This window comes from Streptomyces spongiae, from assembly GCF_009377185.1.
Lineage (GTDB): Bacteria > Actinomycetota > Actinomycetes > Streptomycetales > Streptomycetaceae > Streptomyces > Streptomyces spongiae.
Genome location: NZ_VJZC01000070.1, coordinates 1 through 17,495 on the forward strand (window position 1 = coordinate 1; position 17,495 = coordinate 17,495).

Annotated in this window: 14 protein-coding genes; 13 read left to right on the forward strand and 1 reads right to left on the reverse strand. The window is 69.3% G+C overall.

Annotated features, from left to right (window positions below; translation table 11 throughout):
• The 4 genes from FNH08_RS51835 to FNH08_RS13150 form a co-directional block, all read left to right on the forward strand.
• The coding region (locus tag FNH08_RS51835) for a hypothetical protein (protein WP_228034093.1) at positions 1-186 on the forward strand (186 nt) is incomplete at its 5' end.
• Positions 187-556: 370 nt separating this feature from the next.
• Positions 557-3,565, forward strand: a complete 3,009-nt coding sequence (locus tag FNH08_RS13140; RefSeq protein ID WP_152771659.1) for an AAA family ATPase — start codon at positions 557-559, stop codon at positions 3,563-3,565.
• A gap of 276 nt (positions 3,566-3,841) precedes the next feature.
• Positions 3,842-6,688 (forward strand): ATP-binding protein, encoded by a 2,847-nt coding sequence (locus tag FNH08_RS13145; protein ID WP_152771660.1) that lies wholly within the window; start codon positions 3,842-3,844, stop codon positions 6,686-6,688.
• A gap of 353 nt (positions 6,689-7,041) precedes the next feature.
• Positions 7,042-7,806, forward strand: coding sequence for a helix-turn-helix domain-containing protein (locus FNH08_RS13150; protein ID WP_152771661.1), 765 nt, complete (start codon positions 7,042-7,044; stop codon positions 7,804-7,806).
• Here the strand turns inward: FNH08_RS13150 and FNH08_RS13155 are convergent.
• Positions 7,770-9,050 carry an APC family permease gene (locus FNH08_RS13155; RefSeq protein WP_152771662.1) on the reverse strand — a complete coding sequence of 427 codons (1,281 nt, stop codon included), beginning with the start codon at positions 9,048-9,050 and terminating at the stop codon, positions 7,770-7,772. The two genes, FNH08_RS13150 and FNH08_RS13155, sit on opposite strands and share 37 nt — an antisense overlap.
• A 181-nt stretch (positions 9,051-9,231) precedes the next feature.
• Here FNH08_RS13155 and FNH08_RS13160 point away from each other — a divergent pair, with 181 nt between their 5' ends.
• The 9 genes from FNH08_RS13160 to FNH08_RS13200 all read left to right on the forward strand — a co-directional run bounded on the left by FNH08_RS13160 (position 9,232) and on the right by FNH08_RS13200 (position 17,469).
• Entirely contained in the window at positions 9,232-9,606 is a 375-nt protein-coding gene (locus tag FNH08_RS13160; protein WP_228034095.1) for a cupin domain-containing protein, read from the forward strand.
• Positions 9,603-10,910: a class I tRNA ligase family protein gene (locus FNH08_RS13165; RefSeq protein ID WP_152771677.1), complete on the forward strand. Its 1,308-nt coding sequence runs from the start codon at positions 9,603-9,605 to the stop codon at positions 10,908-10,910. Before FNH08_RS13160 ends, FNH08_RS13165 begins: the two co-directional genes overlap by 4 nt.
• A complete protein-coding gene (locus FNH08_RS13170) occupies positions 10,907-11,941 on the forward strand; it encodes an NAD(P)/FAD-dependent oxidoreductase (RefSeq protein ID WP_152771663.1) in 1,035 nt (344 codons plus the stop codon). Before FNH08_RS13165 ends, FNH08_RS13170 begins: the two co-directional genes overlap by 4 nt.
• A 110-nt stretch (positions 11,942-12,051) precedes the next feature.
• Positions 12,052-13,308 (forward strand): lysine N(6)-hydroxylase/L-ornithine N(5)-oxygenase family protein, encoded by a 1,257-nt coding sequence (locus tag FNH08_RS13175; protein WP_152771664.1) that lies wholly within the window; start codon positions 12,052-12,054, stop codon positions 13,306-13,308.
• Entirely contained in the window at positions 13,305-13,682 is a 378-nt protein-coding gene (locus FNH08_RS13180; protein ID WP_152771665.1) for a hypothetical protein, read from the forward strand. The genes FNH08_RS13175 and FNH08_RS13180 overlap by 4 nt, the downstream gene beginning before the upstream one ends.
• A 300-nt stretch (positions 13,683-13,982) precedes the next feature.
• Complete coding sequence (locus FNH08_RS13185; RefSeq protein WP_322724391.1) at positions 13,983-14,465, forward strand: methylated-DNA--[protein]-cysteine S-methyltransferase; 483 nt, start codon at positions 13,983-13,985, stop codon at positions 14,463-14,465.
• A gap of 159 nt (positions 14,466-14,624) precedes the next feature.
• Complete coding sequence (locus tag FNH08_RS13190) at positions 14,625-15,122, forward strand: DUF3291 domain-containing protein (RefSeq protein ID WP_152771666.1); 498 nt, start codon at positions 14,625-14,627, stop codon at positions 15,120-15,122.
• Entirely contained in the window at positions 15,119-15,787 is a 669-nt protein-coding gene (locus FNH08_RS13195) for a nucleoside/nucleotide kinase family protein (protein WP_322724385.1), read from the forward strand. The genes FNH08_RS13190 and FNH08_RS13195 overlap by 4 nt, the downstream gene beginning before the upstream one ends.
• The gene (locus FNH08_RS13200) at positions 15,784-17,469 is read left to right on the forward strand and encodes a GH3 family domain-containing protein (RefSeq protein ID WP_322724386.1); all 1,686 of its coding nucleotides are present in this window, start codon (positions 15,784-15,786) and stop codon (positions 17,467-17,469) included. The genes FNH08_RS13195 and FNH08_RS13200 overlap by 4 nt, the downstream gene beginning before the upstream one ends.
• The last annotated feature ends 26 nt before the right edge of the window (positions 17,470-17,495 follow it).

Here is a 17,495-nt window from a genome sequence, read left to right on the forward strand (position 1 = left end):
CTTTTCTCCCCATCCCACCCCTCTGCACCGATCGCCGATGTTGCCCGCTCATCGTGCGAATACAAGAGCACATTCATGAGTGACATCGGGCGTCGAGGGCCGCAGGTCAATGTCCTCGGCAGGTTCGACTCCGTTGTGATGGCGGTCGCGGGCAGCGCGCCCGCAGGCGGGCCTGATGTGGGCTGAGCCTCACGGGCGGCGAGGCCTGCCGCCACGAGATCCGGCCCGAAGGCGTGACTTCGCGGTGTGACATGACCTCGGCCGGCAAGTTGTCGGAGTGTGAGCCGATCCGGCCGGCCTGGCGACTCTTCCACGAGCTCCTGGACGAGCCGCGGCTCGCTGCGGCCGGAGGAGGCTCTCCGTGGGCGGGTGTCTGAGCGCTGCCATGGCGTAACGCACCCGCGGGCCAGCGGCCGACGGCTGCCAGGCTTTTGGCCGGTTCTGCCTGGAGACCTCCTGATTCCGGACGTCGATGTCCATTACCACCCCCCCCTCGACACCTCCACCTGCCATGGCCGGGCGCGATGGTTACTGAACGGCTGGATTCCCCATCAGCATGAGCGAGATTGTCCCGAAAAATGACCAGCTGCGAATCATGAAAAACTTTCGTGCCGACAGGAGGCTTCGCAAGTCAGGGAAGGGAGCCCACCTGCCGGCGAGCTGGGATGCGGGCGATTCGGGTGATGACCTACCTCAGATCGGGCGTTCCTCGGCGCTGAGCATGCTCAGGGATACCGCCTCTGAGGTACGCAAGGGCAGGGCCGGCGTGGCTTTCGTCAGCGGTGCGGCAGGAATGGGGAAGACCAGCCTGCTGACGCGGGCGCGCGCGGAGTTCGAACGTCACGACGGCACCGTCCTCTTCGCCACCGGCCGTGAGCCGGGGTTTCCCGGCAAGACCTTGCGTGACCTGTTCGGGCCGCTTGGGCTCACGGCTCCGGACGCGGCGACTTCGCCGCTGCTGGCGGGTACGGCCCGGTGGGCGCTGCCTACGCTCCTGCCCGGCAGCGAGCCCGACTTCGGCGAGGTCGGCGAGAATGCCAGATACCTGATCCTGTCCGGACTGTCCCGGCTCGCTACCCGTGTGATGGCTGACGGCCCATTGACGATCATGCTCGACGACGCACACCGTTGCGATCCCCTCGTCCTGCGATGGGTGGACTTCCTGCTCCAGAGAACCTTCGCCGATCCGCTGCTCGTGGTCCTGGCGTACGACCCGGACGCAACGGGGCCGGGGCGGGAGCTGCTGACCACCGTCACCCGGCACGCTGCCGGCACAACCGTCGAGTTGGGCCCGCTCTCCTCTGATGAGATCGCCGATCTCATCACCGCAGCACTGGGGGCTTCGCTCGAGCCGTCGTTCGTTCGGCTCTGCTCCAAGTTGTCCGGCGGCAGCCCGCTTTCGCTGCGGTCGCTGCTCGCCGAGCTCCGCGATCACGGTGTGCGACCGGAAGGCCCGGGACTCCGGCGAGCTGCAGACATCGGCGAGCGGGTGCTGTCCAGGGCAGTGCCGGCGCGATTGGACCGGCTGCCGGAGAACGTCCGGAAGGTGGCCGTCGGCATCGCGCTGCTCGGCGCCACCGAACCCCGAACGATCGCCGCTCTGCTCAAGCTGTCCGCGCCCACAGTGGCCGCGGCGGTGGATGCGCTGCGTCGGCAAGGCCTGCTGGCTCCGGAGCGGCTGGAGTTCGTGGCAGGCCAGGTACATGGCACCGTCCTGGGCGAACTACCCCCCGGCGACCTCGACGCGCTGCGGTTGCGTGGCGCGCTCCTGCTCCATGACGAGGGCCGCCCGCCGGAGGAGGTGGCCCACCTGCTCGTCGACCTGCCGGAGCTGCAGGAACCATGGATGACCAGCACCCTGCGGAGCGCTGCGGCCGACGCACGACGGCGCGGCGACCCCGAGGACGAGGTGCGCTTCCTCGAACGTGTCCTGCAGGCGGTACCCGACCACCCCGAGACCCTGATCGAGCTCGCCACGGCACTCTCCGACGCCGATCCGGAAGCGGCGATGCCCCACCTCATGCGCGCCATCGAGCGGACGGCCGATTTTTGGGCCCGCGTTGCGCTGGTCACCCGCTACGGTGTGCTGTCGCTCAGGACGCGAAAAGCATCCCCGGCGTTTCGCCTGCTGTCCGACGTACTGGATGCGGTGGACGGGGCCCCTGAGCAGCTGCCTGCCGCAGACAGCTTCCTGCACAGGCAGGCTCAAGCAGTGTTCCTCAGCGTCGGCGTCTGCAGCAAGCCACATGTGCGGGAGACCCTCCGGCGTGCTCGGACGATGGCGGTTCCGCATGGCGGCACCCCATCCGACCGGGCGGCCGTCGGCACACTGGCAGGCACCGTCATGCTGGACGGCGGGTCCGCGGAACAGGCGGCGGACCACGCGAGGGCCGCGGTCTCCGGCGCCCTCGCCGTTGGCCATGAACCTCTGATCCTGGCGGCGAAGGTCCTGGACCGCGCCGGCCTGCCGGAGGAGGCCCTCGCCGCGCTGGACCGGATCGTGGAGAACACCCGGCGGGTCGGTGCGGTCAGGGCGCAATGCGACGCGCTGGCGATCAGGTCGGGCGTGGCCATGCGCATGGGGCGGCCGACCGGGGGAGCGGCCGACGCCCAGGCCGCGATGAACCTCGCCCGGGACCGGAACTGGAACACTCCCCGGATCGGGTTCGCCGCCATGCTGGTGAACCGGGGTGAGCCGGAGCGGGCCGGGGCCCTGCTCGACGAGATCAATCAGCCGAACTTCGCGTGGGAACACCACGAGGTCCTCGTGCTGAGGGGCTGCGCAAGGCTCCTGTTGGGCGACAGCGAAGGCGGACTGTCGCTTCTGCTGCGGTGTGGCCGCAGCATGGCCGAGGCGGGAATTTCCAGCTCCGTACTCGCGCCGTGGTGGGTACCGGCCGCGGTCGTTCTGACGGACCTGGACCGCCGGCCGGAAGCGCTCGCTCTGGTCGAAGCGCAGGAAGAGTGGAGCCTTCGCTGGGGGACGCCGGAGAGCGTCGGGCTCAGCCTGCTGGCACGGGGGGTGGCGACGCCGGGTCGGCGAGGACTGGAACTCATGACGAAGGCCGTCGAGCGACTGGCGGCATCGCCCGCCCGGTTCAGCCAGCTCCAGGCGGAGCTCCTGCTCGGCCGCGGGCTGTTGCAGATCGGTGATGACGCGGGAGCGCGCAAGTATCTGCGCCGTGCCGTCAACCTGGCGGTGCGGTGCGGCTCCCCGTCCACCCACGCGATCGCCAGGAGACTGCTCGTGACCGCCGGGGGCAGGATGCGGGGGCTGAACAACAAGCTGGCGGATCTCCTGACCGCCGCCGAGCGGCGGGTGGCCGACCATGCCATGGCCGGGGCGACCAACCGGGACATCGCGGTGGCACTCTTTGTCACGCTGCGCACCGTTGAGACCCATCTATCCAGCGTGTACCGCAAGCTCGGTGTGTCCTCCCGCGCGGAGATGGTCACCGCGCTCAGAGAGTCCTCTGCGGCTGAGCGGGCCATCCGTCCGAGGGGCGTTGCGACCACCTCCCGGAGGGCCGGAAAGCCGGATGGGGTGCGCAGTGGGCGCGAGTGATCCGGAGCCGGTCAACGCCCTGATCGAACGTGCCGAAGAGCGGGCGTTGTTCCGCCGACTCGCGGTGGGGAGAACAGCCGGGCGAGCGGCAGCCGTCGATGTCACCGGACTGCCCGGCCTCGCTCGCACGCACATCGTGTCGGTCAAGACTTGCGCCGGGGGTTCACCGGCGCGCCGCGCGGTGCCGCAGAGTACCTGCTGGCCCCTGGGGCGCCGGTCACGGACCGCCGTGCTCGCCCTGGGCGGGCCTTCACGGGATCAGGAGGTGGTGAACAGGTGTTACTCGAGCGAGACGACGAGTTGAGCATGGTCTCCGAGGCACTTCGCTCCGCTCACCAGGGCTGTGGGTCGCTTCTGGTGATCAGTGGCCCGGTGGGCAACGGCAAGTCGGAGCTGCTGCGCGCCCTGCCCGGGGCGGCCGCTCAGGAAGATGTCAGGGTACTCAGCGCGGGCGCCTCAGCGCTGGAGCAGGACTACGCCTTCGGTGTGACGCGCCAACTCCTGGGACCCGCCTTGTTCGAGGCGGACGGGAAGACGCGGGAACGGTGGCTCTCCGGTGCCGCGGGGCTCGCGGAACTGGTCCTCAGCGAGGATTTGTTCGACGCCGCAGGCACTCGGCCGGTCTCGGTACGGCAGGCAGTGCTTTTCGGGCTGCTGAAGCTCGTGGAACAGATGAGCGCCGAGCAGACCTCGATGATCCTTGTGGACGGGCTCCAGTGGGCCGACGAGCCTTCGCTGCAATGGCTCGCTCGCGTGACGAGCCGGCTGATCCGGCTCCGGATACTGGTCGTGGTCACGGTTTGGGACGGTGAGCCGACGTCGAACAGGCCGACGGTGCAGGCCATCACCGGGGCAGCCGTGCGGGTGCTGCGACCACGCCTGTTCTCCCTGGCGGGGACACGTGCCCTCGTGGCTGACCAGTACGGTGAGGCCGGGCACGAGGAGTTCGTCCTCGCTTGCCACGAGACGACGGGCGGCAATCCGCTGTTCCTCAAGTCGATCCTGTTCAACCTGTCGGTCAACGGCGTTCCTCCGAGGGCCGAGCACGCCGAGCAGGTCCGATCGCTGCGGCCCGCGGAACTGCGTGACCGCCTCATCGACTGCATCGGCTCCCAGGCCGAGCCGGTACGCAACGTGGCCAAGGCCATGGCGATCGTGAGCGCCCGGGCCGATGCGGAAGTCATCAGGAAAATCGCTGGTCTGGACGCCGCCGGATGCTCGGAGGCGATGCATGCCCTGCACGCGTTGGGCCTGTTGGCCTGCGGGCAGCGGCCCGGGTTCGTCCACGTCGTCGTACAGGATGCAATCGAGGAGTCGATGACGGCCGAGGAACGCGAGACGCTGCACATCCGGGCGGCGAAGGCGCTGCACGGAAGTGAGAACGCCGTCGAGCAGAGGGCGGACCAAATGCTGGCGACAACCTCACCGCAGGGGCCGTGGATGGCTGACGTGCTGCGCACGGCAGCCAGTACGGCGATGCGACGAGGCGCTCCGGAACTCGCCTCGCGCTACTTGCGCCGTGCGTTGCTCGACACCTCGACGAACGGGGAGGACCGGGCACGGCTGCTGGTCGAGCTCGCCACAGCAGAGCGGGCATTCGACGTGGGTGCATCGGTACGGCACATCAACCACGCGCTTCCCCTGCTGAGTTCCGCGCGGGATCGCGCGGCCGCGATCGTGAATGTGCCACCGACCCTTCTGGGCGCCGCCCCACCTGGTGTACGTGCGCTGATCCGCCCGGTGTTCGACGAGTTGGGCGACGTGGACGAGCTGTCCGGTGCCGACCGGGAACTCAAGCTGCGGATCGAGGCCCGGATGCGGTACCTCGACCGCACCGATCCGGCCGCCCTGGCCGACGGAAGCACGCGGCTGGCCGAGTTCGGCGGTGATCCCCCGATGGGCACTCCCGCGGAGCGCGAGTTGTTGACCTTACTGCTGTTCGCCGTCACCCTCAGCAGCCGTCGGTCGTCACCCTGGGTGGCCCGTATCGCCGAGCGAATCGTCGAGCGGGAGCCCGCCCTGTCCTCACACGTGCACACCGCGCTGCCCTTGCTGGTGCCCGTGCTGGCGGCCGCGGAGTCGACCGGGCGCCTCACATCCTGGTTGGGGACTGCACTCGACCACGCCCGCAGGCATGGGACGGTCGTCGAGCAGGCGTTGATCCGGATGGAACAGGCTGTGGTCGCCCTTCATACGGGCCGAGTCACGGACGCAAGACGCGCCGCCACGGACGCGTTCGAACTCGGTGCACTCGAATGGGACACCGCCGACCCCACCACCGTGATCGCGATGGCCTCCGTGGCGACCGGGCTACGGGATGTCGAGCTGACCAGGAACGTGCTGGACATCTGTGGAACTGCGGCCACGAACGCGTGCCCGGCCTCGATGCTGCACTTGATGCGGGGCACGCTGGCCATGGCCGAGGGCGATCTCCGGTTGGCCCTGGAGCGGTACCAGGAGTGTGGCCGGCATCTGGGTCGATCGGGCATGAACAACCCTGTGCTGTTCCCGTGGCGTGCGCTGGCCGCGGACTTGTACCGGCGCCTCGGCGACCTCGACGCGGCGCGTGAACTCGCCGAGGAGGACTGCCTGCTGGCGGCCGAATGGGGGGCACCGGCCGCCCTCGGGCGAGCCAAACGGATTCTGGGCGAGGTCATCGGGGGTGAGGCGGGCATCGCCGTACTGCGGGAATCCGTCGACATCCTGGAGAGCTCGGCCAACGCGCTCGAGCTGGCAAGGTCGTTGCTGAAGCTGGGGACCGAACTCCGCGAGCAGGGTCACCCCGAGACGGTCGGGCATCTACGCCGAAGTCACCGGCTCGCGCTCGACTGCGGTGAAGTCCAACTGGCCGAGCTGGCGCAGGCGAGTGCCCTTGAGGCCGCGAGCAGGCAGACGGAGCGCCCGACACTGACGAAGGCGGAACTCCTGGTGGCGCGGCTGGCGGCGGCAGGGGACACCAACCGCGACATCGCGCAGCTTCTCGGGGTGAGCCGCCGAGCGGTCGAGAAGCACCTCACGAGCTCCTATCGCAAGCTCGGGATACACCACCGGGGCGCTCTCGCCGGTGTTCTCTCGCAGGCCGGGGCCGACCGTGGGTCGACCGGGGGGCACAGGCGTCCTTGAGGACCTTTCACGGTCCAGCACGGCGGTCACCTCATCGACAGATCCACAGCCGGAACAGGATTCTCCCTCACTCAAACTTCACAACTCAAAGCACCGCACCGAACCGCCAGGCCGACCTCGACCACAGTATTAGGCGTGATCAGGTCCCATTTTCATTGACGGTCACCTTATCTCGTTCCTACGATTTCTTTCGCGCGCGGTTGAGTTTCAGCTCGGGAATGCGCGCATTCAATTGCTTAATCTCTCTTTGGTGCACAAAAAATTGACAGGTCTCTGGAACTGGTGAGGCGTAGCGCCTCCCGACCACAGCGGCAATCCTTCAGTAGACGCGCGAATAGAACAGGAGCCGGACGATGGAGATTCTCGCCGGAGCGCAGGCCGAGGAGCTGATGCGCGACACCCTGGCCGGATGCGTCAAGGAATTGCTGGTGGCAAGAACCGCCCCGGAGTCGACCGAGGGGGCAGCACACCGCGTCACCGACCTGCTGCAGCGCGGCATCGCCGTCCGCGCGCTGTTCCATCACACCGGTCGCACCGCTCCCTCGATGCGTGACTACGCCCGAACGGTGACCGATCGGGGCGCCCGGCTGCGCACCGTCGAGCAGGTGCCTGGCGAGTTCACCGTCGTCGACCGCCGACTGGTGCTGCTGGGACACATTCCCGGCCGCACCAGCCTGATCAGCGAGCGGAGCATGGTGGACATCTTCACCCGGGTCTTCGAGCACCTGTGGGAGGGAGGATGGGCGCTACCCGCCGTCACCACGCGCCACTCGGACCCCGCGAGGCCGGCGGAGGCCGACCCCAGGCCCGCGATCCTCCGACTGCTCAGTGAGGGCGCGACGGACGAACAGGTGGCGCGCAGTCTCGGACTGTCCCTGCGTACCTGCCGCCGCCGCATCGCCGATGTGATGTCCCAGATCGGGGCAGTCGGCCGGTTCCAGGCGGGCGTGCTGACCGCCCGATACGGACTGCTCGGCAGTCCGCCGCTGCCGGATGACGTCGGCGGCGCGAAGTGTCTTGTTCCCATGGTGGACAAGGAGACCGGGCGTGCGGCACCGGAATCGGCCGACAGGTCCAGCGGTCACGGTCCAGCCGCCGCGCCGCGCAGCAGGATGTAGCCGACCGTGGCCGTGAAGGCCAGTACGGCCAGCAGTGACGGGAGCCCGCCGCCGAGCAGGAACGCGACGCTTGTCACCAGCGCCACGGCGCACAGCGTCCGCATCGCCCGGCCCGTGAACAGTCGCATGCCCGCGGTGAAGGTCAGGAGGTACACCACCAGCGTCGAGGCGCTGGCGAACGGGATCAGATCGTGCTCGTCGCCGCCCAGGACGTACATGCCGCCGATGTCGAGCGCGTAGCACACCCAAACCGTCCAGAGCGCGGCCACCGGGGTGCCGGTGCGGCGGGAGACAACTGACAGCCGACGAGGCGCCGCACCGTCGCGGGCCATCGCGTACAGCAGCCGGGATGCGCCGAGGACCCAGGCGTTGATGTTGACCACGATCAGGAAGACGGCCAGCGCCGAGCCGAGCCGGGCGGCGTCCTCGCCGTGGCTGAGCCGCAGCAGCACGGCCAGTACGGCCGTGGTGTCGGTGTCGGTACGCGGCGGCACCACCAGCGCGATGACCAGCGCAAGAGTGCAGTAGAGGGCGCCGATGATCCCGGCGACGATCAGGGCGGCGCGCGGAAAACTGCGCCGCGGGTCACGGACCTCGTCGGCCACGTGCGAGACGTGCTCCCAGCCGAAGAACGAGAAGAAGCACACCAGGATCGCCGTGCCGACCGCCCCCCAGCCGTAGGGCGCGAACGGGGTCAGAAGCTCGGGCTGAGCCGCCGGAGCGGACACCCCCATGACGGCGACCAGCCCGGCTATCAGGCTGAAGACCAGCACCAGCTGCACTTGCGACGCGATCCGGAGACCGAGCATGTTCGCCACCACGCCCAGGCTCATGGCCGCGAAACCGACCAGCAGGATCACCGTGTGGCCGTGCCAGCCCATCAGCGCTGCGAAGTAGCGGGCGGCGGCCAGGCCCAGGACCGGGTTGACCAGCAGGTTGAGCAGCAGCAGGAACAGGCCGGAGGAGGCGCCAAGGCGGTCGCCGAAGGCGCGCCTGATCAGGTAGCTGGTCCCGGCGGCGCTGGGGTACTCGGCGGAGAAACGGGCGAAGGCCGCAGCGATCGGGAACGCGGCGACGGCCAGGATCAGCCAGGCCAGCAGCGAGGCCGGCCCCGCCAGCTCCAGCGCGATGCCGGGCACCACGAGGATGCCCGAGCCGACCAGTGTGGACACGTAGTAGACGATGAGGTCGCGGGTGCCCAGCACCTTGCGCAACTGTGTTTGGGCAGCCGAATCCACACTCACCACACACTCCCAACAATTCGGTCAACAGCCGCGAGGCCGGTGCTTATTGCGCCGCCATGTCGACTGCATTTTGTGCTTCTATAGCGACCCGACAGTAAGACCGCCACACAGACCGGTCAATGTGGGAAGGTGGCAGGTTCTTGCCAGCGTTGTCCGGCTTTCACGGGGCACAATCGAAATCATGGAAAAGCTCAATGCCGTAACCGCCCGGCTTACTGCCGAAAATCAAATTCAGATCGGCAGGTGGACCCAGTACGCCATCAACGATCAGTTGCCGTTCAACGCCATGTGGTGCGTCATTCCGCCCGGCGGCAGCAGCCGACGCGACTGCCATGACGAAGTGGAGCTGGCCGTGGTGGTGGACGGCGCCGCCGACTTCGAGACTCCGGACGACCCCGCACAGGCGGCGGGCCGGACCGAGGCCTCGCAGGGGACGGCGATTCTGCTGAACGGCAACGAGGCGCACGTCATTCACAACCGGTCGGCCACGGAGCCGCTGGTATTGCTGAGCGTCTACTGGCTTCCGGAGACCGCCCGGACGGAGACGCGGACATGAAGGACGCAGCCGCGGCGATGAACGCGGGCGACCGGCTCACCGTGCTGACGACCCCGCCGCCGACCCCCAACGGGCCCCTGCACATCGGCCATCTGAGCGGCCCTTACATCGCCGCGGACGTCGCCGCCCGGGCCGCCCGCCACCGTGGTGAGCGTGTGCTGACCATGACCGGGCTGGACAGCCACCAGAACTACGTGGTGGCGAAAGCGGACGCCGAGGAGCGCCCGGTACCGGCGGTGGTGCGCGACTACGGCTCCGACATCAGGACGGCGTTCCGGCGGGCCCGCATCGACTACGACCTGCTGGTCGACCCCACCGAGGACGCCGACTACCGCAAGGCGGTGGACCGGCTCATGGCCGAACTGGTGGCCGCCGGAGCGTTCGTGCTGGAGGAGACCACCTACCAGGTCTGCGCCGACTGCGGGCGCACGCTCCACCACGCGTACGTGACCGGCGCCTGCCCCGGATGCGGCGCGGGGATGGGCGGCGGAACCTGCGAGGGGTGCGCGCGCTTCGCGACCGCGGACACCATGGTCGACGCGCGCTCGACGTGCTGTGGCGCCCCTGTCACCGAGCGGCGGGCGGAACTGCCCGTGCTGCGCCTGGAGTCGTACCGTGCACAGCTGCTGGAGGCCTGGGCGCGCGCCCATGTGCCGGCCCCCGCCATGGCGCTCATCCGCCACTACCTGGACGCCGGGCTCCCCGACATCCTGGCGGCCTACCCCACCGACTGGGGCATCGAGCTCGGCGTACTGACGGGGCCGCGTGCCGACGTGTGGATCGAGATGGGGCTCGGCTATCTCTACGCAGTCGCCCGCGCCGTCGACCCGGCCGCCTACTCCCTGGCGGACTGCGTCAACGCGTGGCAGCAGGTGGGTGAACTGTGGCACTTCCTGGGCATCGACAACACCTTCTACTACGCGGTCGTGTTCCCGGCACTGTTCGCCGCCGCCGGAGTGCCCGCCGGGACGCTCGGCGGGCTGGTGGTCAATCAGTTCTACCGGCTGGACGGGGAGAAGTTCTCCACCAGCCGCAACCACGCGATCTGGGCCAACGACCTGCTCGCTGTGGAGGACCCCGGACTGGTGCGGCTGTTCCTGTGCCACGACCGGCCCGACCGCTACGGGAGCGACTTCACATTCGACGCCTTCCGGGCCTTCCATGACAGTCCGACGCGGGGTGACGGCGATCTCGTACGGGCGCAGGCCGCGCTGCGGCTGCCCGACTTCGATCCGGCGCTGGCCGTCCGGTGCCTCGGGGACGCGCCGAATGCGTTGCTTCCGCTCATCACCGGCGAGTCATGAACGGGCCACGCGTGGGAGTGGCCGGGGCCGGCATCGCCGGCACGCTGCTCGCCTGGCGGCTCAAGCTGGCCGACCGGAGTCTTCGGGTGGAACTCGTCGACACCCCCTCGGCCGAGCGCGGCGCGACCGGGGTGTCCGGGGGGCTGGTGCGAGGATACGAACCGGACCCGCTCCAACTCGACCTGGCGGCCTCCACCCTGGCCGAACTGCGCGTCAGCCGCCTGCTGCGGGCGTGGAGCGGCTACCAGGAGACGGGATCTGCCTACCTGAGGGCCGATCCGGCCGATCCCTCTGCCATGGAGCACCTGGAGCGCCTGTTGCCCGGGTCCGCGCGGGCTTGTGCGCCTGGAGAGGCCCCGTTCGTGGCCGCCCGGCACACCGTCGTGGAACGGCACGCGGGCTTCATCTCGCCACGGAGGTTCCGTGACGAGGTGCTGGCCGACTTCGTCCGGATCGGGGGTGACTTCGTCCACGGCACGGTCGACGCCGTCCACGCCGAGCCCGGCGCGGTGGTGAGCTGGCTGGTGGACGGCGAAAGGCGCTGCTACGACAGGTGCGTCCTGGCCGCCGGTCCGTGGACGCCGGCGCTGCTGCCGGGTGACGAGTACCGGACCAAACTCATCCAGTACGGCGTGTACGACGCGACCGGCACCCTCCCCGCCCCGTTCGTGGACGCGGTCACCGGCCTGTACGGGCGGCCCGGGCCCGGCAACGGAGTCCTCCTCGGCGTTCCCAGCGACGCCTACGACGTCGACCCCACGAACCTCCGGCCGGTCCCGGCGCTCCTGCGGCGTACCTCGGACCTGGCCACCCGTGTCTTCCCCGAGCTGGGACTCGCCGGGCCACGCCACGTCGTGGTCGCAGCCGACTGCTACACCGCCCCGCCGGGCCTGCGGCTGCGCCCCACGGCTGGGGCCGGAACCAACCTGTTCACCTTCACCGGAGGGAGCGGCGGCGCCGCCAAGACCGCGCTCGCGGCAGCCCGGCACGCCGCCGACCGCCTCCTGCACCAGTCACCGGTCCCGGCGTGACGTCGCGGTTGGAAATCCTGCCCGAACACGAACCCACGGAGCACGAACCCACCGAACACGAACCCACTGAGCACGAACCCACCGAACAACGACCGTTGGAGGACACTGCCATGCGCCACTACCACACCGTCGGCGTCGGAGCGGGCCCGGCCAACCTGAGCCTGGCCGCGCTCTTCGAATCCGTCGCACCGCACCAGATGGCCCTGCTGGAGCGACGCCCCAGTTTCGCCTGGCATCCGGACCTGCTACTCAGCGGCGTTCGCTTGCAGACCTCGTGGTTGAAGGACCTGGTCTCGTTCGCCGATCCGTGCCACCGGATGTCGTTCATCAACTACATGGTCTCCACCGGGCGGGCCTGGGGCCTGCTCAACGCCCAGTACGACTTCATCCCACGGCAGGAGTACGCGCAGTACCTGCGCTGGGCGTCCGAGCAGCTCGACTGCATCCGCTACGGCACCGACATCGACCGGATCACCTTCGACAACGGCTTCGCCTACCACGCCGACGGCGAACTCGTGGCCACCAGCGACCACCTGGTGCTGGGGCTCGGCAGCAAGCCGTCCGCGCCCCCCGGCCTGGTCGGTGTGCTGGGTGACCGGGCCTTCTTCCCGGAGGAGCTGACCTCCCGTGTGTCCCTGCTGGACCCGGCGGACCCGGTCGCGGTGGTGGGCGGCGGGCAGACCGGCGCGGAGTCCGTGCTGGAACTGCTGGGCCGCGGTTTCACCCGTATCTCCTGGTTCGGCCGCCGTCCCTGGTTCCAGCCGATGGACGACTCGCCGACGGCCAACGACTTCTACCGCCCGGCGTACGTCCAGTTCTTGCAGGACGTGCCCCGCGAGACACGCCGCCGGTTGGTGGACGGTCACGTCCTCACCGGGGACGCCATCACCCCGGGCACGCTCCGCGCGATCTCGCAGGCCAACTACGACGGGATGCTGCGCCACGGCGAGTACCCGGTGACGCTCTACCCGGAGCGCGACGTGGTCTCGGCCGAGGCCGACGGCGACCGGCTCACCCTGCACGCCGTCTCCCCTGTGGGGCGTGAGCAGCACATCGCCGCGCACGCCGTGCTGGCCACCGGCCGTCGCGCGGCCGAGCCGCCGCTGGACCCGGAGCTGCTCGAACGGATCGAACTGGACGACACCGGGGAGATGCTCGTGGACAGCGACTACTCGGTGCGCTGGAAGGGCCCGGACGGCCACCGGATCTTCGCGCTCAACCGGTCCCGCTACACGCACGGCATCCCGGACGCCAATCTGACCCTGCTGTCGGTGCGCAGTGCCACGGTCATCAACTCGCTGTTCGAGCGCGAGATCTTCGCCATCCGCGACACCAGTGTCAGCACCCGCTGGCAGATGGCGTCATGACGGCGGAGGTCACCGGGGCGATCGACTACGACGGCAGGTCCTTCCGGTCCGCCGCAGCCGAGACGGCCACCGGCACCGGCGCCCCGGTGGGCCGCTACCACCAGGAGCGCGACACCGTCTGGGCGGAGTTCTCCGGAGGCGCCGTGGTACGGGGCTACCTGGTCGGCCGGCAGGTCGGCGACGGCCGCCTCGACCTGGTCTACTGCCAGGTCCTGGCGGACGAGAAAATCGTGTCCGGCCGCTGTGTCAGTACCCCTGAGATCCTGCCCGACGGGCGCGTCCGGCTCCGTGAGGACTGGGAGCGCTTCGGTCCCGAGGCTTCCCGCGGGGTGTCCTACATCGAGGAGATCGCGGAGCATGAGCCCTCGACCTGACCTCATGTGACGGACTGTCGCCGAACGAGGATCCCTCCCCGCGGCGGCTCTGCCGAGCGCCGGGGCCGCCGCGGAGTGACAGCCACTCATTCATCGAGAAATTCCGCATCGCCGTCCTCTCTCCCGACCCTTGCGCCGTGTCCACGAAATCCGAGGCTCGTCCAGGGCGTGACCAGCCGCAAATGGCAGGTTGTTGTCGGCATCGTCCCTTTGTGCCCGGCCGGAATCATCGGCAAAGAAAAGCCGTCGACCAGGTGGATTGCTCAACTACTTCCCCAACAAGGACATTCAGTGAACCCAGTGAGGTGCCACACCGTCGTCGACAGCCCGTACGGTCCGCTCACCTTGGCCGCCGCCGACGGCATCCTGTGCGGCCTCTACCTGAGCGTTCGGCGCCACAGCCCACTGCGGGAGATCTTCGGCGCTTACAACGACACCGTCTTCGGTGAGGCCGAGGAACAACTGGCGGCCTACTTCGCGGGCGAGTTGAAGGAGTTCACCCTTGAACTGCGGCTGGACGGCACGCCCTTCCAACGCGGCGTCTGGGAACAGCTGCGGAGGATCCCGTACGGTGAGACCCGCTCGTACGGCGAACTGGCCGAAGCCCTGGGCAACCCCAAGGCCTCCCGTGCGGTAGGCCTCGCCAACGGCCGCAACCCCATCAGCATCATCGTGCCCTGCCACCGCGTCATCGGCGCGAACGGCAGCCTCACCGGATACGGCGGCGGCCTGGAACACAAGCGGCGGCTGCTGGACTTCGAACAAGGGGCTGCGCTGTTCTGATGAACAGGCCCCGAGTGCGCGACGACGCGAAATCGCGAATGCGACATCGTTTTCCGTTCCACGGCAATACGCGCAACTGGCAAGTTGTTGCCAGCATAATCCGGCCGTCATTCGGCAAGAATTGAAGACACGGGAAAGCTCGCTGAAGGAGTGACGAGGATGGAATTCGAACTCGTACATGTGAATGTCGGCAGGATGGAGGCGCCGGCGGACGATCCGAAAATGAGTGGCTTCATGGACAACCTGGGGCCCATGTTCGCCCTGGCGGAGGCGGCGCCGGGTTTCGTCTGGCGACAGACCGACGACGATCCGGGATTCGAGTGGGATGCGGGCGACAGTGCGGGCGCCCTCGTGAACATATCGGTATGGGCGTCGATCGAGGAACTGGAGAAGTTCACCTACTCCGGCGAGCACCGCGAATTCGTGCGCAGGCGGCGGGAGTGGTTCCAGCACATGACCGAGGCCGCGTACGCGCTGTGGTGGGTCCCCGCCGGCCATCGCCCTACCACGGCCGAGGCCGAGGAACGGGTCAGGCATCTGCGGGCGCACGGCCCCACGCCGTACGCGTTCACCTTCAAACAGAACTTCCCGCCCGGCACAGAGTCTCCGGAGCCGGGCCCTTCCGAGAACTCGATACCCGCCTCCCCGCTCTCGTGAGTGCCCGCAGCGGACGGAGCACGGCGACCGCCGCCTACGCCGACCGGCCTTTCTACGTGCTGTTGGGCCCGGACGGCGCGGGCAAGTCCTCGGTCCTGGCGGAGGTCGCGGCCCGGCTGCCCGGGTGGCGGATGCTGTCCACGGACGACGCCTTCCTCGGGCCCGGCCACGAACTCGTCGGGTCGCTGCGCCGCCAAGTCGTCGAGGATGTTCTACCGAACCTCGGGACGTCCTACTCCGTGGACTTCCTGGCCAGCCTCCTGCAGACCGCCGTCGTCCACCTCAGGGACCAGGTGGAGCGCCAGGACCAGGACGTTCCGCTGCTGATGGACTCCTACTACTACAAGATCCTCGCCAAGTGCCGACTGGCCGGTGTCGGGCAGAACCCCATGTACGACTGGTGGCGTTCCTTCCCGCAACCGCGCGCGGTGGTCTACCTCGACGTGTCCACCGCGTCCGCCTGGCGGCGCTCGGCCGAAGGTGTCCGGCTCAACCCCCTGGAGCACTTCGGCGAGCGTCCCGAGTGGCTGGGCTTCGACAGCTACCAGAAGAGCCTTCGCAAACTGATGCTGGAAGAGGTACGGGACGTGCCGGTGACGATCATCGAGGAACAACCGGGCGTGGCCCGGACCGCGGACGCTGTGCTGGAGGTGCTCACCCCGTGACGGCGGACCACGGATGGGCGCACGCCGGCCATGCCGACCGGTACCGGGAGCGGGTCCGCACCGAACGCACTCGGTTGACCGAGGCGCTCACGGACTCCCAGGGCCGGCAGCGGCGCGTCCTCGCCGACTTCCTCGACTTCAACGCGGAGACCGAGTTCGGCAGACGGCACGGCTTCGCCCGCATCCGCGGCATCGACGACTTCCGCAAGGCAGTCCCCGTGCAGGACTACGCCGCGCACGCGCCGCTGATCGAGCGCACCGCGCGGGGGGAGCCGAACCTGCTGACGGCGGACCGGCCGGTCGTGTACTTCACCAGCAGCGGCAGCACCGGCGCCCACAAGAAGATCCCGGTCACCCCACGGTTCATGAGGACCACCTTCTTCCCGTTCTACTACGCGGCCTGGGCGCCGCTCATCGAGACCTTCCCCGACGTCACACACCGGCCCGACGCCGTACTCAACCTCAAGCACGACCCGCTCGCCGTGCCCCCCACGGCAGCCGACGGCCGCCCTCATGTCGGTGCCAGCCAGGTCGACTTCGGTGAGAAGTTCGGCGAACCCCTCTCCGCCGAACTCGGCACCGCCGCACCGTGGGCCGCCCTTCCCGTCGATGTCGCGCCCGACGACCACCTGGAGAAGATGTACCTGCGGCTGCGGCTGGCCGTGCAGAGCGATGTGCGCTGCCTCATCGGCATCAACCCGGCGATGATCGCGGCCGTTCCGTACCAGTTGACCCTGTGGTGGGACCGCATCGTCAAGGAGGTGCGCGACGGCACCCTGGGCGGACTGCCCCACCGCAGCCCCGACCCGCGCCGCGCGGCCGAACTGGAACGGCTCGCCGACTACTTCGGCACCGTGTCCCCGGCCCACGTGTGGCCGCGGATCCGGGCCCTGTTCGGCTGGACGACAGGCGTGGCCTCGCTCTATCTCCCGTCCCTGCGCGAGCGGTTCGGCACCGGGGTCACGGCGCTGCCCGCGCCGGTGGCCGCGTCCGAAGGGCCCGTCGGCGTGCCGCTGGACCGGCACGGCAGTGCGGGCAGCCTCGTCACGTCGGCGGCCGTGTACGAGTTCGCCGACGCCGACGACGGCCTCACGCCGGACACCGTGACGCTGCTGCCGCACGAACTGGAAGCCGGGCGCGACTACCACGTGATCTTCAGCCATGTAGGCGGGCTGTACCGGTACGCCGTCGGCGACGTCGTCCGGGTCGTCGACATGGCGAGGGGCGTGCCGCGGGTGGAGTACGCGGGCCGGGCGAGCCTCTCGGACGCGGCCGGCGAGCGGCTGCGCGAGTCCCAGGTCGTCCGCGCGCTGCGCGGTGCCCTCACCGCCACGGGCCTCGGACTCGGCAACGTGGCGTGCCGGGTGGAACCCGCGCCCGACGGGGCGGCCCCCCGCTATGTCTTCGCTGTCGCCCCGCTCACTCCCTGGCAGGACGCCGAAGCCACACGCTTCGCGGGCCTGTTGGACGCGGCCCTGGCGGGAGAGTCCGCCGACTACCGGCGGGCCCGCGCGGAGCACCGGCTCTCCACCCCCGCGGTGCGGCTGCTCGATCCGGACGCGTTCCACCGGGACTGGCACGCGGCCGTCGGCAGCGGCATCCGTCCGACCCAGGTGAAGGACCGGCTGTTCCGGCAGGACGACGCCCTGTGGCGGCGTCTGACCGGCGCGCCGTTGCCCTGACCGTACACAGTGCAAGGAACCCCCAC

Bases quoted from the DNA above. Each gene is read 5' to 3' on its own strand.
- FNH08_RS13170 (WP_152771663.1), top strand. From the start codon at position 10,907: ATGAACGGGCCACGCGTGGGAGTGGCCGGGGCCGGCATCGCCGGCACG.
- FNH08_RS13150 (WP_152771661.1), top strand. From the start codon at position 7,042: ATGGAGATTCTCGCCGGAGCGCAGGCCGAGGAGCTGATGCGCGACACC.
- FNH08_RS13190 (WP_152771666.1), top strand. From the start codon at position 14,625: ATGGAATTCGAACTCGTACATGTGAATGTCGGCAGGATGGAGGCGCCG.
- FNH08_RS13140 (WP_152771659.1), top strand. From the start codon at position 557: ATGAGCGAGATTGTCCCGAAAAATGACCAGCTGCGAATCATGAAAAAC.
- FNH08_RS13175 (WP_152771664.1), top strand. From the start codon at position 12,052: ATGCGCCACTACCACACCGTCGGCGTCGGAGCGGGCCCGGCCAACCTG.
- FNH08_RS13160 (WP_228034095.1), top strand. From the start codon at position 9,232: ATGGAAAAGCTCAATGCCGTAACCGCCCGGCTTACTGCCGAAAATCAA.
- FNH08_RS13165 (WP_152771677.1), top strand. From the start codon at position 9,603: ATGAAGGACGCAGCCGCGGCGATGAACGCGGGCGACCGGCTCACCGTG.
- FNH08_RS13180 (WP_152771665.1), top strand. From the start codon at position 13,305: ATGACGGCGGAGGTCACCGGGGCGATCGACTACGACGGCAGGTCCTTC.